The organism is Collimonas sp., from assembly GCF_035566375.1.
Classification (GTDB): Bacteria; Pseudomonadota; Gammaproteobacteria; order Burkholderiales; family Burkholderiaceae_D; genus Collimonas.
The window spans coordinates 1-22,252 of the sequence record NZ_DATMRK010000008.1; the positions used below are offsets into that span (position 1 = coordinate 1).

At 54.3% G+C, this 22,252-nt stretch carries 21 protein-coding genes and 1 tRNA gene; 12 read left to right on the forward strand and 10 right to left on the reverse strand.

The window, feature by feature from the left end; all coding sequences use genetic code 11:
* The first annotated feature begins 7 nt into the window (after window positions 1-7).
* From VNZ60_RS01360 to VNZ60_RS01370, 3 genes are all read left to right on the forward strand, one after another.
* On the forward strand, window positions 8-619 hold the full coding sequence (locus VNZ60_RS01360) for a glutathione S-transferase N-terminal domain-containing protein (RefSeq protein WP_092355772.1): 612 nt from the start codon (window positions 8-10) through the stop codon (window positions 617-619).
* Window positions 620-701: 82 nt separating this feature from the next.
* The gene (locus tag VNZ60_RS01365; protein ID WP_325656431.1) at window positions 702-1,211 is read left to right on the forward strand and encodes a ClpXP protease specificity-enhancing factor; all 510 of its coding nucleotides are present in this window, start codon (window positions 702-704) and stop codon (window positions 1,209-1,211) included.
* A 25-nt stretch (window positions 1,212-1,236) separates the two neighbouring features.
* Window positions 1,237-1,312: transfer RNA gene (locus VNZ60_RS01370), tRNA-Thr, on the forward strand.
* Between the two features lie 98 nt (window positions 1,313-1,410).
* Here VNZ60_RS01370 and VNZ60_RS01375 read toward each other — a convergent pair.
* From VNZ60_RS01375 to VNZ60_RS01390, 4 genes are all read right to left on the reverse strand, one after another.
* Entirely contained in the window at window positions 1,411-2,181 is a 771-nt protein-coding gene (locus tag VNZ60_RS01375) for a LuxR C-terminal-related transcriptional regulator (protein ID WP_325656432.1), read from the reverse strand.
* A gap of 523 nt (window positions 2,182-2,704) precedes the next feature.
* On the reverse strand, window positions 2,705-4,696 hold the full coding sequence (locus VNZ60_RS01380) for a protease pro-enzyme activation domain-containing protein (RefSeq protein WP_325656434.1): 1,992 nt from the start codon (window positions 4,694-4,696) through the stop codon (window positions 2,705-2,707).
* Between the two features lie 733 nt (window positions 4,697-5,429).
* Window positions 5,430-5,852, reverse strand: coding sequence for a lysozyme inhibitor LprI family protein (locus VNZ60_RS01385; protein WP_325656436.1), 423 nt, complete (start codon window positions 5,850-5,852; stop codon window positions 5,430-5,432).
* A gap of 190 nt (window positions 5,853-6,042) precedes the next feature.
* Window positions 6,043-6,804: a molybdate ABC transporter substrate-binding protein gene (locus VNZ60_RS01390; RefSeq protein WP_325656438.1), complete on the reverse strand. Its 762-nt coding sequence runs from the start codon at window positions 6,802-6,804 to the stop codon at window positions 6,043-6,045.
* Window positions 6,805-7,328: 524 nt separating this feature from the next.
* Here VNZ60_RS01390 and VNZ60_RS01395 point away from each other — a divergent pair.
* The gene (locus VNZ60_RS01395; RefSeq protein ID WP_325656441.1) at window positions 7,329-7,676 is read left to right on the forward strand and encodes a hypothetical protein; all 348 of its coding nucleotides are present in this window, start codon (window positions 7,329-7,331) and stop codon (window positions 7,674-7,676) included.
* 186 nt (window positions 7,677-7,862) lie between these two features.
* Here the strand turns inward: VNZ60_RS01395 and VNZ60_RS01400 are convergent, their stop codons facing one another.
* Window positions 7,863-9,278 (reverse strand): SH3 domain-containing protein, encoded by a 1,416-nt coding sequence (locus VNZ60_RS01400; RefSeq protein ID WP_325656444.1) that lies wholly within the window; start codon window positions 9,276-9,278, stop codon window positions 7,863-7,865.
* 294 nt (window positions 9,279-9,572) lie between these two features.
* Here VNZ60_RS01400 and VNZ60_RS01405 point away from each other — a divergent pair, with 294 nt between their 5' ends.
* Both VNZ60_RS01405 and VNZ60_RS01410 read left to right on the forward strand, forming a co-directional pair.
* A complete protein-coding gene (locus VNZ60_RS01405) occupies window positions 9,573-9,851 on the forward strand; it encodes a hypothetical protein (protein ID WP_325656446.1) in 279 nt (92 codons plus the stop codon).
* Window positions 9,852-10,049: 198 nt separating this feature from the next.
* The gene (locus tag VNZ60_RS01410; protein ID WP_325656448.1) at window positions 10,050-10,892 is read left to right on the forward strand and encodes an alpha/beta hydrolase; all 843 of its coding nucleotides are present in this window, start codon (window positions 10,050-10,052) and stop codon (window positions 10,890-10,892) included.
* A 34-nt stretch (window positions 10,893-10,926) separates the two neighbouring features.
* Here VNZ60_RS01410 and VNZ60_RS01415 read toward each other — a convergent pair whose 3' ends face one another.
* Both VNZ60_RS01415 and VNZ60_RS01420 read right to left on the reverse strand, forming a co-directional pair.
* Window positions 10,927-12,021, reverse strand: coding sequence for a YncE family protein (locus VNZ60_RS01415; RefSeq protein WP_325656449.1), 1,095 nt, complete (start codon window positions 12,019-12,021; stop codon window positions 10,927-10,929).
* Between the two features lie 29 nt (window positions 12,022-12,050).
* A complete protein-coding gene (locus VNZ60_RS01420) occupies window positions 12,051-14,906 on the reverse strand; it encodes a TonB-dependent receptor (RefSeq protein WP_325656450.1) in 2,856 nt (951 codons plus the stop codon).
* A gap of 407 nt (window positions 14,907-15,313) precedes the next feature.
* On the opposite strand from VNZ60_RS01420, the gene VNZ60_RS01425 reads away from it, so the two are divergent.
* On the forward strand, window positions 15,314-16,048 hold the full coding sequence (locus tag VNZ60_RS01425) for a COG4705 family protein (protein ID WP_325656500.1): 735 nt from the start codon (window positions 15,314-15,316) through the stop codon (window positions 16,046-16,048).
* Between the two features lie 57 nt (window positions 16,049-16,105).
* Window positions 16,106-16,522, forward strand: a complete 417-nt coding sequence (locus tag VNZ60_RS01430; protein ID WP_414648754.1) for a histidine kinase — start codon at window positions 16,106-16,108, stop codon at window positions 16,520-16,522.
* A 161-nt stretch (window positions 16,523-16,683) separates the two neighbouring features.
* Here the strand turns inward: VNZ60_RS01430 and VNZ60_RS01435 are convergent, their stop codons facing one another.
* Complete coding sequence (locus VNZ60_RS01435; protein ID WP_325656452.1) at window positions 16,684-17,910, reverse strand: ABC transporter substrate-binding protein; 1,227 nt, start codon at window positions 17,908-17,910, stop codon at window positions 16,684-16,686.
* 113 nt (window positions 17,911-18,023) lie between these two features.
* Complete coding sequence (locus tag VNZ60_RS01440; protein ID WP_325656454.1) at window positions 18,024-18,644, reverse strand: TetR/AcrR family transcriptional regulator; 621 nt, start codon at window positions 18,642-18,644, stop codon at window positions 18,024-18,026.
* 99 nt (window positions 18,645-18,743) lie between these two features.
* Between VNZ60_RS01440 and VNZ60_RS01445 the strand changes: the two genes are divergently transcribed.
* Window positions 18,744-19,127, forward strand: a complete 384-nt coding sequence (locus VNZ60_RS01445; protein WP_325656456.1) for a darcynin family protein — start codon at window positions 18,744-18,746, stop codon at window positions 19,125-19,127.
* A gap of 177 nt (window positions 19,128-19,304) precedes the next feature.
* On the opposite strand, the gene VNZ60_RS01450 is transcribed toward VNZ60_RS01445, so the two are convergent.
* Entirely contained in the window at window positions 19,305-19,754 is a 450-nt protein-coding gene (locus VNZ60_RS01450; RefSeq protein ID WP_325656458.1) for a hypothetical protein, read from the reverse strand.
* A 413-nt stretch (window positions 19,755-20,167) separates the two neighbouring features.
* Between VNZ60_RS01450 and VNZ60_RS01455 the strand changes: the two genes are divergently transcribed.
* The 3 genes from VNZ60_RS01455 (at window position 20,168) to VNZ60_RS01465 (ending at window position 22,201) form a co-directional block, all read left to right on the forward strand.
* Window positions 20,168-21,448, forward strand: coding sequence for a dicarboxylate/amino acid:cation symporter (locus VNZ60_RS01455; protein ID WP_325656460.1), 1,281 nt, complete (start codon window positions 20,168-20,170; stop codon window positions 21,446-21,448).
* Between the two features lie 133 nt (window positions 21,449-21,581).
* Window positions 21,582-22,013 carry a GNAT family N-acetyltransferase gene (locus VNZ60_RS01460; protein WP_325656461.1) on the forward strand — a complete coding sequence of 144 codons (432 nt, stop codon included), beginning with the start codon at window positions 21,582-21,584 and terminating at the stop codon, window positions 22,011-22,013.
* A gap of 26 nt (window positions 22,014-22,039) precedes the next feature.
* Window positions 22,040-22,201 (forward strand): hypothetical protein, encoded by a 162-nt coding sequence (locus VNZ60_RS01465; protein ID WP_325656463.1) that lies wholly within the window; start codon window positions 22,040-22,042, stop codon window positions 22,199-22,201.
* Window positions 22,202-22,252 lie beyond the last annotated feature (51 nt).

Genomic DNA, 22,252 nt, shown 5'->3' on the forward strand with positions numbered 1-22,252 from the left:
TATAAAAATGATGGTTCTCTATTCGGGTACAACCTGCCCATTTTCACAACGCTGCCGTCTCGTTCTGTTCGAGAAAGGCATGGACTTTGAAATTCGCGATGTCGACTTGTTCAACAAGCCGGAAGACATCTCGACCATGAATCCATATGGTCAAGTGCCGATCCTGGTCGAGCGCGATCTGATTCTGTACGAGTCCAATATCATCAACGAATACATCGACGAACGTTTCCCGCATCCGCAGCTGATGCCGGCCGATCCGCTGATGCGCGCCCGTGCGCGGCTGATGCTGTTCAACTTTGAGAAAGAATTGTTCATCCACGTGCACACGCTGGAAAACGAGAAAGCCAAAGCAGCAGAAAAGAGCCACGAAAAGGCACGCTCGGAAATCCGCGACCGTCTGACCACGCTGGCGCCTTTGTTCCTCAAGAACAAATACATGCTGGGCGACGAGTTCTCGATGCTGGATGTCGCCATCGCGCCGTTGCTGTGGCGTCTGGATCACTACGGCATCGAACTGTCGAAGACGGCTGCGCCGCTGATGAAGTATGCTGAGCGCATTTTCTCGCGCCCAGCCTACATCGAAGCGCTGACGCCGTCCGAAAAAGTCATGCGTCGTTAAGATCGTGTAGATTACTGGTGTGTATCGCTCCGGCGATACGCGCCAGCCCTTGCCTAAATTTTGTAGTGATAGCGTTTTTCCAATGTCAGAAACCTCTACCAAACCGTATTTGTTGCGCGCTATTTATGAATGGTGCACCGACAATGGCTACACCCCGTATCTGGCGGCCAGGGTAGATGCGCAAACACGGGTGCCGATGCAGTTCGTCAAGAATGGCGAGATTGTATTGAACATCAGTTTCGAAGCCACCAGCGGTTTGAAAATGGACAACCAGTTTGTCAATTTCAGCGCCCGTTTCGGCGGCGTATCGCGCGACATTTCGGTGCCGGTGGATAACGTGATTGCGATCTATGCACGGGAAAACGGCCAAGGCATGGCGTTCGAAGCAACGGCTCCGGCCGCAGAATCGGATACCGAAGCCGCCGCCGAGCAAGAGCTCAACACTGAATCACCCGCAGCGGTAACGCCGATTCTGACCTCGGTGCCATCGCCGTCATCGGATGCAAAACAGAGTTCGTCAGGTACGGATCCAGAAAAAGATCCGGAACCACCAAAAAAAGGTGGAAGACCTACCCTAACTCGAATTAAATAGGTATAATTGCGGACTTCGCAGTTTAGCTGGCTTAGCTCATCTGGTAGAGCACCTGACTTGTAATCAGGGGGTGGCGGGTTCAAGTCCTGCAGCCAGCACCAGAATTTAAAAGGCCCTCAGAAATGAGGGCCTTTTTCTTTTGCTCCGCAATTCTCCAGTCGCAAGGGTTCGGTTCAGTTACACAGGAAAAACCGAGAGCTTAGTGCGCTGGTTTGATGATTTCCATCATGATTGCTTTGCTGATGGCATGGCGGGTGCTGTAGACGCCAAGTTTCATCACGACATTTCTCAAATGGAAATATACGGTGCGTTGCGAAATCCCCAAGATCAGTCCGATTTCGAAGCTGGTTTTGCCCTCTGCACTCCAGCGCAGGCATTCAAGTTCGCGTAGCGATAGCAGAGGCGGCTGATTGGGGATGGTCTTGCACCACAGTAGTTCAGCGGCCTCCTGCAGATGGAGGCCGAGTAGCAGCGCAGTGGCTTGAGTGTTAATGTCCAGCGCCATCGGTTTTGCGGCATTGTAGTAAAAGTCGAGGCGGCTCACCGCATTTTTTCTATGCGTGGCCAGACTCATCCCATGTGTGATACCCATCGATTTCAACAGCGGGTAGATTTGTCCGCCGTCTAGAATGCACAATTGCTCAACCTGCCAGGTTAAGGGGAGGCTGGATCGTGATAGATGCTGCTGGATCGGATCTGTTTTTCCAGGCGGAGGATTATTGAACAGCTGCAGCCAGGAATTTGGCAAGCTGCTGAACTTCTGCATCAACGGCTTGCCGTTGGCGCAGAAGATGTCCATCTTCAAACAAAAATCACAAATCCCGAGTTTCATCAGAACGCGCTGCATATGTTCACGCAGCCTTTCCCAGTTTGGCGCATGCAATATCTCCAGCAGATCTGGAGCGGATAGTCTGGGAGCGGCTTCGCTTCGTAAAGATTCGACGTTTGATCCAGTTTTATAATCTGACATTAAGTGTTCAAGAAAGATGAATTTGAAATTTCGAGCCACAGCCACGGAAAGTTTTTGCGCTGCAAGCTGCCCCGCATGGTGAGGCTCACAAAATTCAAATGCGTTTACCAGCGGCGCGCAGGAGACGCGCGATATTTTCAGATTTCATGGTGATCGTCTTCTATTTTTGAAGTCATCGAATCGAAGCGGTGTTTTGCTGATATTGCCGCTTAGAATTATTATTTATTCCGACAATCAAAACAATCCTGAAAATTAGAACAACACTTGTGCCGTAGCGGCACAAATAAAATCGTAAGCGCCACGTCTTTAGCTACCGTTCGCTACGGTGATGACTAAGAATGGGTGGGAAATGACAACGGCGAGATGGATGTCGGGCAGGACGAGATAATAGGGGACAGAACACTATCTTCTGACAGAGGAAACGGCGCTGCCGTTTCCTCGTCCCGGCTGAATTTCACAGCCGTTCAATCTTTACGTCTTATTTGCGTCTTATTTACGTCTCAACTAGGCAGAAGCACCCGGCTCAATCATTCGCTACCAGTGTTACGCCGCTAAATGTGGCATACGAATTGAGCAGCAAATAATAAGTCCCTGCTTTCGGATTGCTGATTGTGATGTTCTCGGAAGTCGTCCAACCGTCGGAAATATACTGATACGAACTTGTGGTCGGAGCCGAACCGAAGCTCACGTAGATATCGCAGTCGCCGCTGCCGCCGGAAGTCTTGAAGCTGAGGCTGCTGCGGCCGGCAGGAACGACGATGGTGTAGAGCTTGCTGGAACCCGCAGGAAGCGCCAGACCGGTTACCGGAACACCGCTTTTCAGCACATTGCCTGGTGGCGGTGGAGGCGGTGTGACCGAACCGATGACTGCCGCAAATTTTGCAACATCCAGACTGCCGTAGCCGCTGGCATAATCCCATCCAGCCTTGGCGCTATAGCCTTGGCTACCCGAGGTGATGTCGTGGAACATGGTCGGATTGGCCGCTGCCTTTTGGTAGATTGCAGCTGCCGGGAAAGCCAGGCTGTTGTTGTTTTGCGATTGGACACGAGCCCAGAAGCCAGTGAACAATGGCGCCGCCAGGCTGGTTCCGCCAATCTGCTGAGCGGCGCCATTGATCAGGACCATTGCGCCGCTGGATGGATCGGCATCCAGGGAGATATCCGGGACGCCGCGTTTTGTCGATGAGCCGAGAACGCCGGCATTGATTTGCCAGCTAGGTGCTGCCTCAGTCAGGCTAGGACCACCGCCGGCGCCGCCGCTTGCGCTTTGCTGGCAGCTCTGCCAATCGGTACAGGCCCACACGGATTCCGAGGACCAGGCATTGTTCGCACCGGTGCTGACCAGAGTACCGCCCAAAGCCATCACGTACGGCGAGACTGCCGGAAAACTTTGGGCAGTCGAACTGGTGTTGCACTCGTAGGCGCCGGAGTCACCTGACGACACCGAGAACATCTGCCCCTGTGCGACCGCAGTCTGGAAAATTTGGTCATTGCTGGCCATGATACCGGACGCTTGGGCATCGTTTTCGCATTCGCCCAGCGAGACGTTGATCGACTTCGCCTGGTTGTCCGTCACCGCCTGGTTGTAGGTGGAGGTCAGGTCAGCATCGCTCAAGGTGTTCGCTACGTACAGGATCATCTGCTTGATGGTCCCGCCCGCTGCAGCCAGTGAACTTTGCGTGTCCATGTTCCATTCACCGAGACCGGCAGTATCGGTGCTGGGGCTGCCGACCACGACGGTGGAGACATTAGTCTGCGGATAACCGGCATTGGATGTGAAGGTATTCAAATCCGCAATGGTTTGCGTCACGTCGCCCTGGGTGATGATGCCGATGGTGGCGTTGGTCGCGCTAGGCAGGCTGCTGGCGTTGTAGATTACCGGGAAATCGGTAGGATTGTGGCCGCTCACCCCGAGCGTCACGGCATTTGGTTTCGCTTCCAATTTCTTTAACGTGGTGTGATGCAGATGTACCGTCTGCAGACCGTGCACCGCCAGCACAATACCACCCAACGACTGCGGAACAGCGGCGTCGCTGATGTTGGCGTAGGCATTGCGGCCATTCACGCTATAGGTGTGCAGTTCGGTATTGAATGCGGATTTTACCGAGCCAGCAGAGCCGTTGGCGCTGACCAGCAAGTTGTTAGCAGAAACGGTAATGTTGGTAAAACCGTTTTTAGTCAGATGGGCGACGACAGCTTGCACCTGTTCTTTGGTAGGGGCATACAAGCGCATGAAGTCGGCGCTGGACAGCGTCCTGTTTGAATGCCCTGACATGAGATTAGCCGTGAACTGGTCCAGTTCAGGCTTGTTGCGCAGTTTCAGCGCCACGACCACGTGAGTCAGAGCGCCGGCCTGCATTGCCGAGATATGCGTCACGGCGGTTCGCGCCGTGCTCGCAACAGCGGTTGCCTTGGTCGCGGTTGGCGCCCAAGTCTCCGCTTGTGCGGTTGTGGCGAAAGCAGCAAGCGTCAAGCCCGCGAGCGCCAGCATTTTAAAGTTGGATCTGAATGTCATTACTTTACTCCGGTTTTTAAGGGATAAAGTGATCCCGTCGACGGTGGTCGACTGGATCTGCTCAGTGGATGCATTCCTCTGAAATGTAAGGCTCTCAAAGGAAGTCGCAATTTCACGCAACGTCGAACCTCCTGACGATGCGGAGAAATGCCATATTGCGTGTCACGCACAATCGGCGGACATAACACAAACGCCAGGCGACCAAGATCAAGCCGTCTGACTTATTGAACAAATCAGCGAACAGAAAAACTCAATGCGCGCTGCTTTAAAGGGCATAAATTCGTGCTACAAGCTCGACGCTGGATGAACGACGGCGTGTGACGCCTGGCAACCAGGTGGGCGCAGCGTTGCCTCAATGAATGCCCGGTTTCGTGCAGTCATTTCGTTTTATCGCTTTTATCAAAAATCAGATGCCAGCGATAAATTAGTTTCCCGTGCGCAACTAAAATTACGCGGGTTGGCATATCGTGAATAGCTGCAATAAGTGTCAGTTGACAATCGATCTTCAACCGGCTGTTGAAAATTACAGGCGCTGGAAATTGCCGTGATCGACAAGTCGGACCATGAGGCAGCCAATTTTTGGCGGGGCTCTTTGAGTAAATGTGGTTCCGCAATTCGCCGTTAAGCATTTGTAAGGTCGCGTTTGCTTTCGGACTGATTTGCTTTCGATTCTGGATATAAAAAAAACCGCTTGCGCGGCTTTTCTTTTGTGAATTCAGAGCATCAGCGCCGCCTATTTTTGGCCTTCTACCCATCGAATCATTTTCTTTGTCTCTGCGGCCACGCACATCGCCTGCGCTGTCGGCCTCATTGACCCTTCACCGAACTCGCGCGCAGCAGATTTAGCACATGCTGCGTCGCGCTTCTTCTCCCACTTGGCAATCTTTTCGTTGAAGGCATCCGCACGCTGCGCCTGCTTGGCGGCGATCGCATGTTTAAGTGTCAAATCGGCGGCCACTTGGTCGCGATAGGCGCACAGATTGGTGTTTATCTGATTGGCGTCGCAATTGGCAAGGCTCTGCTGCAGGTCGGCTTCGGGCAAATTACTGCGGCGGGAGAGTTCGGTCAGCACCTCGCCAGCCGGCGGGACGTAGCTGGCCGAAGCGCTGGCCGCTGACACAGCCGTGAACAAAACCACAAATAGAAATTTTTTCATATTCGAAGGCTCTTCGTTTTTGATCGATTGCGGAGCGAAAATCACGTTAACTTATTGATTTGCATGGCATTTGGTGTGGACTTGTAATCAGGGGGGCGGGTTCAAGTCCTGCAGCCAGCACCAATATCTAAAATGTAGTAGTCCCGACTTCACGCGTATTGTGATCGATAAGCGGATGCGAATAGCCGATTTAGTTTGGCTCCAAACCTCTTGCCTTCAAAACTGCCTTCGTCGCAGCCGTAACCAGCAGGTCAATGAACGCCTGAGCTGCTCCAGGGGCTTTCGCTTCAGTTGCTATGGCGGCAGCAAATGACGAATAGACTTGAACTTCCGGGGGAAGCGGGCCGACCAGCCTTGTGCTCGGCGTATCCAGAATCTCGCTAATCTGCGTAAAGCCCATTTCGGCCTGACCTGATGCCACGGCCTCAGGGGCAGTTATCGCAGTAACTACGATTGTCTTCGCGCTCATCACTTCAGTGATTCCAAACCGCTCAAATATTCGCTTCATAATTGGCGCTGTTGCGCCTTGTGCCGAATACACAATCGACTTCGCAGATAACAGTGCTTGCTTTAGTTCCTCGCCAGTCGTGATGGATGGTGCGGCGGCTCCTCTTTTTACTGCGATGCCGACACCTGACTTGGCCACGTTGATTTTGCTGATCTGTGTGAAACGGCCCTGTTTGATTAGGTCGTCGACAGCGGCAACCGTCAGCAGCGCGACGTCACAGGGTGCACCTTTTTCGATTTCGGCCTTGAGTTCCGCAGCTGTTGCGAATCGCAAAACAAGCTTGTGATTGGAGTCGCGTTCAAACGCGGGAGCAATCTCCTCCAACACGGACTTTGCCGCTACCGTACTCAAGACGACTACTTCTGCAGCTCGAGAGTTGGAACTCGTTGCTCCGATCAGTATCAGCGACAGTGCTGCGATCGCGACGACAGGACGAAATATCATGGTATCTCTCCTAGTTAATCTATTCACTGTCTTGCACAAGTCCACGGTGCACGGTGATTCTCCGCACGGAGAAAGCCGTGTGACACTGAATGCAACGTGAACCTCAAGCAGTGTGGCATGAATCGGGAATTGCGGTATATCGCTACTGGTCGAAAGCTGCTGAAACCAACGCATTACTTGCTTTGGGATTCACGGGGTCGGAGTCGAATATTTTTTGGCACGGCGCTAGAAACACCAAGTCGGTATACGGCAGCCACTTATTGCCACGATATCAAAGAACGTCTATAGTTTGTTCGTCCCTGCAAAAAACAGGGATCAGGTTTTGCAGCCTGTATTTGCATATAGCGCACAGACCGCGCCACGCGGTCTTTTTTCGTGCGTACTACTACGTTCTCCACGGGCGGCAGTGGTAGGGAGCCTTCGGGCTGCCGGTTTTCCTATATGCACCGGTCTGCAAACCTTGCCACATGTCGCCCTCCCGTTTTGCAGCGGAAAGCGACTTAACCGCATGTATGGAGATCGTAATGACTTACACATCTATCGAATTCCCGCGCACCCCGGTAAAAGCAGACCATCAACCATTCTCCTGGCTAGCCGAAGAACTGCGCATGGATACATCCGCGCAATTCATGGCGCTTACTCTCGATCTGAGCCAAGGTATTAAAACCTGTTTGTCGCTGATCCACGCCAGCCATCTGGCGCGCGAGCATGGCGACGAAGAATCTCCGCCTATGCTAAATGTGTCCGATACAGAATGCCTGACACGTATGGCGATGGCTGCGGCAGGCGTTCTGTCGGAACGGGCTGAGAGCTACATTGATGTCTTCAACGACATGCAGGTGAGCTGCGGGGAGCGTAAGCCGCATATGTGATGCAGTAGCTGGCGCCAGTAATCTAAAAGGCTCACAACAATGTGGGCCTTTTTCTTTTTTCCGCAGAACCTGATTTTTGGAGGAGCTTGTGCTTGCTGAACGATTTCATCAATCTGTTGCATCTACCGGTTGAATCCACTTCCCCAAGCGGACGTTCGGCATTTTGCCGCGGCGTTTAGTCCCGCTTTATCGCGCAGTGACATGCACCAAGCTCGTCATTGCATCAACGTACAAGTGCTGTTCATCTGCAAGCAGTGGCAGCAACGGCGTGACCGAGACTTGATTCACTTTTGTCATGCGAATTTTTCCTGTCGCATCACGAAAAACGGCAAACGGCACATCTTGTATTACGTAGGGTTCACCATTGACTTTCCCCAAAATCATCAGCACATGTCCCGGCACCACGATCAGGTCGCCTGTCTGAGCATCTGATACTGCCTTGACGCGCTCTTGGTGAGAATCTGAAGCCGAGAAAACGCGCTGCCGTAATGCCGGGCTGCGGCCTTGGGCGGCAGAATCCGGCGGCAGGAAAATTCCCATGCTGCGATATACGTCGCTGGTAAATCCGCTGCAATCGCGTGCGTTGTAGAGGTGTCCCCAGCCATATCGCTCGCCGAGGAACTTGAACGCCTGGCGAATAATGTTGGCCCGGGTGAGCGGGAGATAGGTGGGGGAGGTGTCTTTGATTTTTTGCAGCAGTGCGGGTTTGAAGCCTAGCGATCCATCGTCGCGGCGTACTGGCAGATCGATGGTCCAGGACACGTAAGGCCCTTGGCCATTCACCGCTTCGCCGGCGGGGAGCTGGGCGAGCGGGATGCGCGTACCCATATCCAGCTGCAGTTCGGATACCTCGGGAGCCTCTGGCGTAAATACCGTGTGCACCTTATCCCCGGTCACTATGCGAAATGGTTGCTTATCTGCATAAGAAATCACCTGTTCGGCCGTGCCCTCGGCAATGTCTGCGCGTGCCACCCAGGCAGGGCCTTGCTCACTGAAGACCAGAAACCACTGGTTGTCGACGCTCGTATGCGCAATTACGACGGGATTACCTGGGAAAAGCGTGCCTCCCTGGAAGCTTTCGAAATCCAGAAGATCCTTGGACGGGAAAGCTTTGAGGGGCGTCGGAAAGAGGCGCAGCTGAGCGCGTCTTACGCTTAGTCCGTAACGGATCGGGGTGCTCGCCGCGATCCGATCGATACTGAGGTTGGCTTCGATTGCATCGATCGTTGCTTTGGGGATCGCATTACCCGATGCGTCTACCAGTGGCTTGCTCGGTAGCGCTGAAGCCTGGTTCAGCCAGGACAGTATTTGCTCCCGGGATAAGCTGGATCCCAGCTTGCTGAGATCATGCGGCGCTGGGTCCGTTGCGAGTGTTTTTGCATTCAGTGCATCGATCTGCCGCGGTGACATCAAGACTTTGTTCGGCGTGGCAGCCCGCGCAATCCAATAGTCAGGCGAAAGCATCGCCTGATCGAAACCGATAACTCCGGAAGGTGGGATGGGCAGCGTATTATTTTGCGCGCCGGCGGTAGCCGAGATGAAGAGAAAAAGAGAAATGCCAACCCTTTGGAACGACAATCTTTTCGATTGGCCCATCGCCATTTTTATTTTCCTTTGGTAATTTCGGGGGAGTGAGTTGATGCATGCTGCCATAGGTGATTTATCAAAGCAACATCAAGCAGATGACCTTCGTAGCCATAGAACCTCGGCATTGCACCGCTTATCCGCTGGTCGAATTGATAAGCACCCACCTGACACTTTTACCAGTATGTTTTCCTTGCGCATGCGACTAGCATTGGTTTCTCTTCGGCAAGTGTTGGCATTTTTGTAGCCTGTAACTGGAAGGCCGCGACAGCTACGGGTATCCGACTATGCGGTCATCGCAAGGGGAATATTATGACGACAGAACTGGCTGGTGGTTGGACTCAGTTTGACTATGAAATAACCAGTGCTGCGAGGGCAGTATTCAAAGAAGCGACGGCGGAAATTATTGGCGTGACTTACACGCCATCGGCTTTTGCAACGCAAGTTGTGGCAGGCACGAATTATTGTTTCTTGTGCACCGCTCAAGTTGCCCATCCGGTGGTTTCTCCTTACCCGGCTCTGGTTTCTATTTTCAAGCCGCTGTCTGGCAAAGCCCACGTCAGCGAAATTACAAGAATCAAGCCTCAATAGAAGCTTAGTCTTAGAGACTCCAAAAAGGGACGTCTCAGCAGAACCCCGGTAAGCGCAAGCTGCCGGGGTTTTCTGTTTGGAAATAACGGGGTCAGCGATAATAAAATTACAGAGACGACAACAAATTCAAGGATTACAATATGCACAGAGGGGGATGTGCGCAGCATAGGGTAGCGCCCCGCGCAGCCGCATTGGCATATGAACAGCATCAAGTACAAGAAAATGACTGGTATGGGCGGCATCATCGCCCTCGGGTGGCTGATTTTTACCACCGCAGTCGCGGTTAGCCAGCGCAAACTGATTTTCAAGCCGGTTCGAAACAAGGAAGTCGAACATCCCCACAGCGTTGGCCACAGATCCCGTCTTATCGTGTTGCGCAGCCTTGATGGCACTCGCCTCTCGGGATGGTTGTTGACGCCGCGCGTGCCCGGTCCTCATCCTGGCGTAGTGTATTTCGGCGGCCGCTCGGAGGAAGTCTCTTGGGTGGCGCGCGATGCGTGGCGCATGTTTCCGAATATGACTGTGCTTGCCATTAACTACCGCGGCTACGGCGATTCGGAGGGCATTCCGGGCGAGCTGAAAATGATGGAAGATGCTCACATGCTGTTCGACTGGTTTGCCGAGCATCGCCATATCATGGCTGGACAAATCGCCGTGGTCGGGCGCAGCCTTGGCTCGGGCGTGGCGGTACAGATAGCGGTCAGCCGGCCAGTCGCAGCGGTGGTGCTGATTACGCCCTATGACTCGCTGCTGGCCCTAGCCAAGCGCCGCTTCCCGTCCATACCAGCTTTCGTTCTCAAGCATCGCTTCGATTCAATCAAGCATGCGCCTTTGTTGTCTGCGCCGACGTTTATCATCCGTGCCGCATCTGACGATGTGGTGCCGGCTTCGCACACCAATCTGCTGGTGGCCAAATTGACGAACCCGCCGCAGGATGAAACCATCTCTGGCTCCGACCATCACAACATCCCCTACCTCGAAGCTACCCAGGAACGCATTGCAGCCTTCCTGACGGCGAAATTCAGCAGGGGCAGTCTCTAATCAGACAGCGTGAAGCTAAAGGATTGTTCGGCAATCACGGTGTCGCTTTTTTAGGTGCAACTACCAGCACGTTGACGCTATCCGGCAGCACCGGCGCGCGCGGATGCGGGACTTCTTTGCTTGGTTCTGCCGGCTTGCCGAATTTGGCGCTCACCAGATAGACCAGATGGTTTTCCGGATTAAACGCCAGCGTCTTCGCTCCCTTTTGCGTAGGGAGGTTTGCCTTTACCGTGTACTGATCCGCTGTGTCTTGATGCACGACGGTCAATGTGCCGCTGCCATTGGAAACCAATACCAGCCCCAATTCGGGATCAAAAGCAACCGCATCCGGGCTTTCGCCGATTTCCACCGTGCTGACGATTTTTCCGGAGAGGGAATCGACCACCATCATTTTCTTGTTGCTACACACTGAAAATAAGCGGTGCTGCTTGTCGTCGATCGCCAGGCCGCTTGGCTCTTCGCACGGAGCAAGCGCCCAGCGTTTGACTATTTTGGAGGATTGCGCATCGATGACCGCAATTTCTCCCTTGTCTTCGACGTTGAAAAAGATATGTCCCTGGCTGTCGCTGACGGCGAATTCGGGGCGTCCGGCAACTGCTATGGTGTCGATCACCTTGCGGCTCACAGCGTCGATCACTGTGATGTTGCCGCCGCGGCCGTTGAAGCTGTAGACCCGTTTCAACGGAGCGTAGTAGAAGATCACGTCGGGCGCTGCGCCGGTGGCTTTGATGGTGTCTAAGGTTTGCAGGCTATCGAGGTCAAATACCGTTACCGTGTCCGATTTGCCATTGCTGGTAAAACCGAGATTGAGATCCTGGGCGATGGCGACGCCATGCACACCGGCAGTACCGGAGATGTTGGCTACCAACTTTTCAGACTTGGTATCGATCACCTGGACGTGATCGGAGCGGCTGACGAAGAGATGATTGCGTTTGCCATCGATTGCGAGGAAATCCCAGCCTTCGTTTCCGGCTACCGGAAAGCGCGACACTATTTCGTAGTTGTCCGGCGTCGTTGCTGGTGCTGATGCCGGTGCTGCTGCTTGCGCCGATGAAACCAGGGCGGCTTGCAGTAAGGCCAGGGCGCCAAGCCTAATCATCGTCGATTTGCTGAAGTTAAAATTTTTCATGTGCTCTTAATAGTTGGATTCGATAAAGGTTAGTAGCTGGCGGTGACGCCGACTTGAATTGTCTTGCCATACGTTTCGCGCTGAATCGGACGGTTTTCGGTTCCTTCCGTGAATTTCAAGGCGGTGTTGGTCAGGTTTTTCACGTTCAGATAAATCGAGTAATTTTGCCTGATTGCGTAACTCGCGCCGAAGTCCATGGAGAAGCGTGGTTCCGAATAGATATCGGTGGCGGCAGAACTTCCTACCCCAAACAGGTTTCTGCCGACGTAGTATGCAGCCAGTCGCATGTCGAGGCCATTGCGCTCGTAGAACAGGGTGGCGTTGGCTGTGTTCTTCGAGGTCGAAGGCAAGGACTGGAATTCGCCGGGACGAATTTCGAGCCGGGAATGCACCCAGGTCCAGTTAAACGAAGTGCCGAGGCCGCTCAACAATCCGAGCAGCCCGTGGAACCGTTGTTCGTAGTTGAGTTCAGTGCCGTAGACCCGGGCCGACGAGATATTGTCATAGGTGAAAACCTTGGCTGGGCCGGTAAATCCTGCAAACAAGCCATCGTTAGGAAAGGTTTGCGTGCTGACCTTGCTCACCACGTAGTTGGAGAGGGATTTGTTGAACACGCCAAACGATGCGACCCCGCCTTGCGACAGGTAATGCTCGATCGACAGATCGATATTGTCCGCCGTGGTCGGTTTCAAGCCCGGATTCCCCTGCGATACAAAATCTCCACCCGGATTGATATTGATCGCTGCGCTGGTCTGGTTAAAGCCAGGGCGGGCAATGGTGCTGGAGTAGATCGCGCGGCCAACCAGCGACGGCGCGAACTCATAGCGCATCTGCAACGACGGGAAGAAATTCGAATAATTGCTGTTTGCCGAAACCGGCTGGACTGGATAGGTCGTATTGCCTGAACTGTCTGTTTGAGTTGAAACCGCATTGCCTCTGAAGGTGGCGCGGGTAAGTTCTGCGCGTAAGCCGGTCAGAATGCCGAGCTTGCCGAAGCCGAATTGATATTGGCCGTACAAGGCGTAGACGTTTTCCTTGTTGTCAGCGGCGCCGCGGGCTGCAGTTGCCGCATCGGCCAGCGTGTTTTGCACAAAGCCGACGCCGCTTTGATAAGCGCTCCTGATCAGATCCTGATTGATTTGCGGACCATTTTGATAGTGGTCGTTGTAATAGGTGACACTCGATCCGCCTGCTGCCTGCGACAGCGGAATGGCCGGCACCGCAGAGTAGGTAAAGGCGCCGATAGTCTGTGTGTTCTTGCGCAGGCGAGCACCGGCGCCAAACTTTATTTCTTCATTTTCTGCGGCAGTGAAATGCGTCGGAATCGTGACATTGGCCGCAGTCGACCACTCGCGTGTGGTGTTCTGCTGGGTACCGTTGTTAAAGCCGGTCAGCGTATAGGCCGAAGTGTCTAGCGGGCTGCCGCCGCTGACGATGTTATAAGTCGGGTAATTCGGACTGGCGGTGTTGTTGTAATTGACGGTTGACGGACCGGGATTGGAAAAATCCGAGTTGTAATCGTATGGCTTATCGTAGGAGCCAACGGTATGCGCCAGCCAGTAATCAATCTTCATGCCGCCCAGATCGTTTTTACCGCCGATCGTGAATACCTTGGTGTCGATGGTTTCTTTTTCGTCGCGCAAGGTCTTGTCGAAGCTGACCCCTTGTTCGGTAAAGCTGCCATCCGCATTGACGGTCGGATTGCCAGGGAAATTAAGCAGCAGGCGATTGCGGCTGACTGTTTCCGTATAGCCGGCATCGTAATAGCGGACATACCATTTGTTTGCAGCGTCCGGCTCATACGCCAGTTCGCCGCCGTAGCCGTGACGCTTGCGATGATAGTTGTAATAACGTTGTTCTAAAGAGGCGAAAGCCTTATCCGGAACAACCGGCTGGCCGTCGACATAAGAGGCTTCCAGATCGTCGACGCCGCGCCGGTCTTCGTAATACGACAGAGTGCCGATGAAACTGAATGGATGGTCCGAATAGGCCACTGGCTGGCCATCCTTGGGGACATTGTCAGAGCCGCCAAAGCGGCCGCCGAAAGTCAGCCCAAGCTCCTTGATGCCGGTGTTGCGCAACGGCTCGATACCGCTACCAAGTTTTGCTTCGATAAAAGGTTTGCCTGAAAGCGGAACCGACTTCGGCGTAATTTCTACGGTGCCGCCCAGGGCTTCCGCATCCTGTTCTGGCTTGTTGGTCTTGGTCACCAGAATGGAGCCGATAATCCCGGCAGGAATGGAATCGAACGCAACTGCGCGGCCGCCGCCGAACGGACTTGCGGTATTGGTCGGCGGTAAACGCACGCCGCCGAAAGTCGTCCCGGTGAGGTCTGCGTCCAGTCCGCGGATATTCACGAAGCGGCCCTCGCCGGTATCGCTTTCCAGCGAGACGCCGGGAACGCGGCGCACCGCTTCGCCGGCGTTGACATCCGGCAGCTTGCGAATTTCTTCTGCGGTCATGACGTTGATCATGTTCGGCGCCACTTCCTGTTTGGCGCGCGCGATGTCATTGCGGCGTGAATTGACAGTCACGGAAGCGAGCGAGGCAGTGCTGCTAGCCAGCGTAATGTCACGCGTTGTCACCGCGGCGTCGTCGACGTGAACGGCTTGTTCTACAGCGGCCTGCTTGCCGACCGTGATTGCTAATGTGTAATCGCCTGGTGGCAAGTCCTTGAATGCAAATCCGCCGTCGCTGGCAGTGGAAGTGCTTGCACCCGTCTCGCGAATCTCAACCCGCGCATTCGCCAACGGCCGATGATCTTGTTCTGATTGCACATGTCCTTGCAAGCCGCCAGAACTGGCTGCAATGGCAACTTGCACAACGAAACTTGTGGAGACTCCCAGCAGCAGGCATGCCTGTCGCGCCTGTGATTTACGCAGCATTGTCGATCCCTCAATTAATAAAAAATGACGATGCTGCCGTTGCAGCCTCGTCGCAAAAGAGGGCAATATCCGCTTGTTTTGTTACTGCATAATTACACTGCCGATCAGCTTGATGTTGTGCGACAACAGGTTTAAATGCTAAGCGTCAGCTAAGTATCGGCTAAGTATCGCCTGATATTTTCGCGGCCGCGCGCAGTCTTGCATATATAGGAAAAATGGTTGGACAAGCTCTGCCGGGCGCAATGAAAATTGCCGGCGAATACTAAGTGAGCGCTAAGACTGAGCTATCACAATAGATCGTGTCAATGCGATAAACCAAAGGCTCACACATGCAAGCACTTAACGCTACTATCGAACACTCCGCACGCGGCGGGCCGGGCCAACCTGGCGCTGAAAGCGCTGCCTACATGCGCAACAAAGTCCCGCAGGTTGTCCTCGCTTTCTGGGTGATCAAGATCTTGTCGACCACCGTCGGCGAGACCGGCGCCGATTACCTTGCGGTGCATGCCGGACTTGGCACTGCCGTTACCGGTGGCATTACCGCGACTCTTCTGGCGTTGGCACTGCTGTTGCAATTCCGCCTGAAGCAGTATGTGCCTTGGGTTTACTGGCTGACAGTGGTCTTGCTGAGCGTGGTCGGCACCCAGATAACCGACGCCCTGACCGACGGCCTGGGTGTCAGTCTGTATATCAGCACAGCCGTATTCAGCGTGCTGCTGGCTGCGTTGTTTGCGCTTTGGTACCGGCAAGAACATACCCTCTCAATCCAGACCATCGTTACCCGGCGTCGTGAACTTTACTATTGGGGCGCGATACTGTTGACTTTCGCTTTAGGCACCGCGGCAGGCGATCTCGCAACTGAAGCGCTCGGTCTTGGCTTCAGGTTTGGCGTCATCATTTTTGGGGCGCTGATTGCATGCATCGCCGTGGCTAATCGCCTGGGCGCCAGTTCTGTGCTGACTTTCTGGCTGGCTTACATTCTGACCCGGCCATTGGGCGCCTCGCTTGGCGACTTGCTGTCGCAGTCGCCTGAGTACGGCGGGGTCGGTTGGGGGACAGTAAATACCAGCATCGTGTTCCTGACCGTCATCACTATCTTTGTGCTCGTTTTGAGCTTAGGCAAGAGCCGTCCTGCTTCCTGATTTTCTGCAAGCGCAATCCCGTCAAATCAAATTGATTCTTCTCTTAAAGGTAAGAAAATGTACAAACTGAAATCAGCTTCAATCTTCGCCGCTCTGATGGCAGTAGCGATTTTGGGGGCCGCGCAATTCACGCCGTCGGGTTCCTTGATCTCGTCTGCCGCAGCCGCAACCACAGCCCCGGCTTCTAAACTGGGAGACCTGGCGGCGTTCCGGCGGATTGCTCAAGACACTGCTGCCTTGGTCGAGAAGGGTGATTTGGGCGCTGCAAAAACCCGGATCAAGGATCTCGAAACCAGTTGGGATGAAGCCGAGGCCGGTTTGAAACCGCGCTCGGCGGCGGACTGGCATGTTGTCGATAAGGCGATCGACCGCGCCTTGGCGGCATTGCGTGCAGCCAAACCTGATGCGGCTGCGTGCAAGCAAGCCGTGGCGGAACTCCTGAGCATCATCGACAAGCAAACCGGGAAGCTGTAATTTCAGCTGATCTTTATCAATCCTGATCGGCGTTCTTTTAACCTGCGCCTGCTGATAAGAAAAGGCCCATAGCAATATGGGCCTTTTCTTTTTCTCTGCAATTCCAAGTTTGGGCTGATGTTGGGCTGATAGCGCTAACTATCCCGCGCTGACAACCTCTCTCATGGACTCTTCTTGGTCCGCGCAATCGATCCGCTGCTTGCATCTTCCCGGTAGGCGTAAGCCACCTTGCCGTTGCGGATTTCACCCATCACGATCATGTTCAGGGCAATCGCTTCATGGTCGGTTGGCGAGAAGGGTTTGAAGTAACGCGAGACGACAGTCGACGTCGTGTGTACTTGCAAATTCTCCAGCGCATCCTTGATCTTGACGCCATCCGCCGAGTTAGCCTGGAATATTGCCAGCGTAATCAAACGCAGCGCGTCGTAGGTTTGGGCGGCAGCCACGGCGGAGGGAATGTGGTTGGTCTTGTTCACATTGCGATAGGTCAGCGAGAACTGGTTGCTGACTGAACTCAATTCGTTTTCGATGAACGTCACAGAGCTGCGCACGCCTTCAGCGCCTTGGCCGGCCTTGTCGATGAAGGTCTGTTGCGACATGCCCCACGGCCCGACTATCGGCAACCGCATTTTCAGTTTTTCCGAGCTCCTCACCACCATCGCGCCCTCGGGAGCGAGGCAGTACATCACGATGGCCTGGGCGCCGTTGTCTTTTGCGTGCTGCAGTTGCGTCGTCATGTCTTGATCGCCGACCTTGAAACTTTCCACCAGCACCGGTTTGATCTTGCGCCGCTCCAGTTCCGCCAGCATGCTTTGTTTGCCGAACTGGCCGTAGGGGCTGTCGTCATGGAGCAGCGCGATCTTGTCGATTTTGCGGCGGTCGATCACATCATTGAGAATCACGATCGGTTGCAAGGCGTCGCTGGCGGAAGTACGGAATACATAACTCACCGGATAGGCCGGCGGCATGAATGATTTGGTGATGGTAGCGCCGGTGGCGCCGGTCACGATCAGCGGGATCTTGGCTTCCTGGAAAATTTTCGCGGCAGGCAGGGCGACGCCGGTATTGCCGAAACCGACCACGGCGACCACTTTTTCTTTTTCAATCATTTCCTTGGCCATGGCGGCGCCGATGTCCGGCTTGGCGTGATCGTCGCGCTCGACCAGTTCGATGCGTCGGCCCAAGACGCCGCCGACCTGGTTGATGTCAGCCAGGAATACCCTGGCGCCACCGATCATGCTTAACCCCATGTCTTCCGATGGCCCGGTGATGGGGCCGATGACGCCGATCTTGATGGGGGGCAGTTCGGCCAATGCACTTGTGCTAAACCCAAGTGCTGTCAGACAAAAAATGACGCCATACATATGGCGTTGGCTGCGTTTTTGCATCGCTATCTCCTTGATGAGGCATTATTTTAATTTCCCCGTGGAAATATACATGAGGAGAATGCGAAATGTGGCAGTTTGATGTGCCAAAATTGAAATTAAACGCGTTTGCCGGTTCAGGTAGAGGCAGCGCCCTGCAGATAGCCGTTCACCGCCAGCATCACGCGTTGTTCCAGCGCAACCGCATCAAGTTCGCCGCGCTCGCCGGCGGCATCGACCATGCCGTGAACTATGGCCAGCAGATCGTGAGCCACCAGGGGTACGTCGGCCAGCCGTGGCGCGTCGGGCAATTGCAAGGCGGCTGCCAGTTGCGCATGGATGATATCGGCCACGCGTTGATTGCGCTCGCCTAGCGGCAACCGTCTTTCCTCGAAGTCAATCAGCCTTGCCAGCACCGGCCGCCGCATTTGATGCGCGACCGCTGCCCGCACCATGTATTGAATGCGGCTGCGCGCGGTTTGGCCTTGCGCGGCGCGCTCGATATCCAGTAGCAACTGCGCCGTCTCGCGCTCGATCAACGCTACTGTCAGTGCGTCGCGGTTGGGAAAATACTGATACAGCGAGCCGACGCTGACGCCGGCGCGTTCTGCGACGGCGTTGGTGGTGCAAGCGGCGAGCCCCTGCGTTTCGAGAATGCGAGCCGTTGCTTCGAGCACGGCTTCAACGGTTTGCGCTGAGCGCGCCTGGACCGGTAATTTGCGGGGTTTGAGGCGCTGCGTGGCGGAGGGTTTCGGCATGGAGGGAAAGCGAGTTTTAAATGTGAGCAATGGCTCGTATTATGGGCTCGTTTCGCGAAACGCTGCAATCTACCTCTCACTCTTACTGGAATTGTCACTATGACTAACTCTGTAACTACCCCTATAACTACCACTGCAAGCCAACCGGAATTGACAGTTTTCATGCTGGTGAAGACGATGCCGGAATGGCTGGGTTTCCCGATCGACGAACGGTTTCGCCTGCTGCGTGAGCATCTGGAACCGCTTCTGAAGAAACATGCCGAACACATCCGCCTGCGCTTCTACGATATCGAGTTCTACTCGGCTCGCGTGACCGATCTGTGGATGTGGGAAGCGAACAGCCATCACGCCTACGAGTTGCTGGTGGAAGACTTGCGCGAAACGCCGTTTTGGGACCGCTATTTCGCGATCGTTGAGATCCTGCCAGGCGTGGAAAACGCCTATGCGAAAAATTACGACAGGGCTGCCTTGCTGGCTTCTTGAATTGCGTGACTCAGGAGCTTGTCACGACTGCTCCGCCCGTATCTTGAAAGCAACGGCTCGGTTGCCCACGCAAGCGGATCACCAGTACTTTGATGAGACGGGTACTGCAAGCCTGGCATGACTACGGCACACGGAGCGCTCAAGCGCCGTGTGCCGCTATGCACTCTTGCTCTGCGATTAGCCGACGTTCGGCCCGGCCTGCACGGCATTGATGATGACATCGGGAACAGTGACAACTTTATTGCTGCTGAAAGAAAATTTCTCGAAAGTTGCCGGATTTGGTATCCATAGCTTCTGATTGTTGGTCACCAAATAGATATTGCTAGGACTTCCTTTGGCCAGTACCGCGCCTGAAGTCAGTGGGGGGCCGGAAGGAATACTGTCGACCAGATAGTCGCTGACGACGACGCCACCCCAGGTGCTGAATAGATTGTTGTACGTGGTCGGATTGGGAATCAAGTGGCGCAGGCCATTCATGACCAGATATATCGCTCCTCCTGTGCTGGCGGTGATGCGTTCGCCATCATATTTTTCCCAGTCGACCAGCGCCAGAGCTTCCTGTACCTGGCTTTCCGAAGCGATTGTCAGGTTTTTTTCGGAGTGAATCGGTGACAGTTGTGACGTCATGATAATCCCTCATTGGTTATTGTTAGGTTGGCATCCTGGCGCTCAGGAAAATGCAGCGCCGGACCAGATCAGCATAGGTCGCGAAGCAAGCGCTACAAGCTGTGAAAAGTGACAGTGGTTTTTTTGGAATGCTCGGAAATCAGAGATTGATTGGGGGCTGTCATGTAAGGTAATATGCAGCCCTGTTTGAGCTTTGGCGCGGACTTGCAATCAGGCAAGCAAGAGGTTCAAATCCTGCCGCCAGCATCAGGTTTCATAAGGCCCTCAGCTATGAGGGCTTTCTTATTTTGTCTCGTAAAACATTGTTATTTCCGCACAATTCATTCGTCTGATGCAAGGCGCCCTTGCTTAGGATATTTTTGATCGTTAGTTTTTGTATTTTTTGTATTTTTGTATAACGGCAGGAGACGTAAATGAGAAAAATTAAGGCAACGACGTGGATTATGGTCGGCATGGTTCTGGGTATCGTGGTCGGCTATATCTGCCACAATCTGGCGCCGAATGAAGCGGCAGCAAAGGAAATCGCCGCTTACTTCTCCATCATTACCGATGTGTTTTTGCGGCTGATCAAGATGATTATCGCGCCTTTGGTGTTCGGCACGCTGGTATCGGGCATTGCCGGCATGAAGGACAGCAGCTCGGTGGGCCGCATCGGCATCCGCGCCCTGGGCTGGTTTGTCATCGCTTCCTTGCTGTCTTTGGCGTTGGGCATGTTGTTCGTCAACGTGCTCCAGGTCGGCCATGCGCTCAACCTGCCGTTGCCGGCGCTGGGAGCCGACACCAAGCTCAATACCAGCGGTTTTAATCTGAAGGATTTTGTCTCGCACGTGTTCCCAAGCAGTTTCGTCGACGCTATGGCGAAAAACGAAATCCTGCAAATCCTGGTGTTCTCGCTGTTTTTCGGTTTTGGCCTGGCGTCCGTCAAAGGCGAGGCAGGAAAAGCAGTAACTACCGCCATTGACGGCCTGGTGCACGTCATGCTGAAGGTCACCGATTACGTGATGCGCTTTGCTCCGCTTGGCGTCTTTGCTGCAATCGCTGCGGTCATCACAGTGCAGGGCTTCGGCGTGCTGGCGACTTACGCCAAGTTCCTGGGCGGTTTCTATGCCGGGCTGGCCACCTTGTGGGCGCTGCTGATCGGTATCGGTTATATTTTCTTGCGCGGTTCGATCTTCACTTTGTTGCGTTTGTTGAAAGAACCAATCATGCTGGCGTTTTCTACCGCCAGCAGCGAAGCGGCCTATCCGAAAACCATGGAGCAGCTGGAAGCATTCGGCGTCAACAACAAGATCACCGGCTTCGTACTGCCGCTCGGTTACTCCTTCAATCTCGACGGCTCGATGATGTACCAGGCGTTTGCCGCTTTGTTCGTGGCTCAGGCCTACAACATTGAAATGTCGTTTGCGCAGCAACTTACCATGTTGCTGGTGCTGATGATCAGCAGCAAAGGCATGGCTGGCGTGCCGCGCGGTTCGCTGGTGGTGGTGGCCGCTATCCTACCGATGTTCCATTTGCCGGAAGCCGGCATTCTGCTGATCATCGGCATCGATCAGTTCCTCGATATGGGACGTACCGCCACCAACGTGGTCGGTAACGGCATCGCGACCTCCGTGATCGCGAAATGGGAGGGCGAGCTGGATCAAGACGTTGCCCGGCAAGCCCTCGAAAATAATGCCCTCGGAAGTAAGGCCTGAAAAGTAATGTCTGAACAGTAAGGCTTGAAAAGTAAGATCAGAGACACAGCGCCCGCAAGGCGCTGTTTTTCATTCGGGAGTATGCTAATTTACTGGCTTGCATCGTTCTGTAAATGACCAGAAAGAGATCCCGATGGAGAAACTGCGTATCACCACCGAACCGGCTGAATTGGATATCCCCCTGATTCATCGCTTCCTGTCTGAGGAATCGGCATGGGCGCGTGGAATCCCTCTCGCGACGGTTGAAGAGTCGATCCGTCACTCTCTGAATTTCGGCCTGTTCGCCGGTGCCGCACAAGTAGCTTATGCGCGCGTTATCACCGATTATTCGACGTTTGCCTATCTGGTTGATGTGTTCGTGCTTACCGAACATCGCGGCAAAGGTTATAGCGTCGAGCTCATGACAGCCGTCATGGCGCATCCGAGACTGCAGGGATTAAGACGTTTCATGCTGGCGACCAGCACCGCCCACGGCCTGTACGCCAAGTTCGGCTTCGCGGCGCCGTCCAGGCCGCAAGCGCTGATGGAGCGTTATGCGCCGGATGCGCACCTGCCTGGCGCCTGAGTCGCGCTCTGGTCGGCATCGAGATCGTGATTACCCGTTTGTCGGGCAAATGGAAGGTCAGCCAGAACCAGCCGGCGCAGAACCAGGCAACGGTGATTGAGGGTTTGCGCGCGCAGGCCAGCGAAGAGTCCGTGGCCATGGCGGCGCTGGTTGAAGCTGGGGCTGAGGCGGGCAAGATCGCACGTTAAACCACAGTTGCATTTTGGGGCGTGGCGTTGTTGTACTATCGTAGCTTTCCG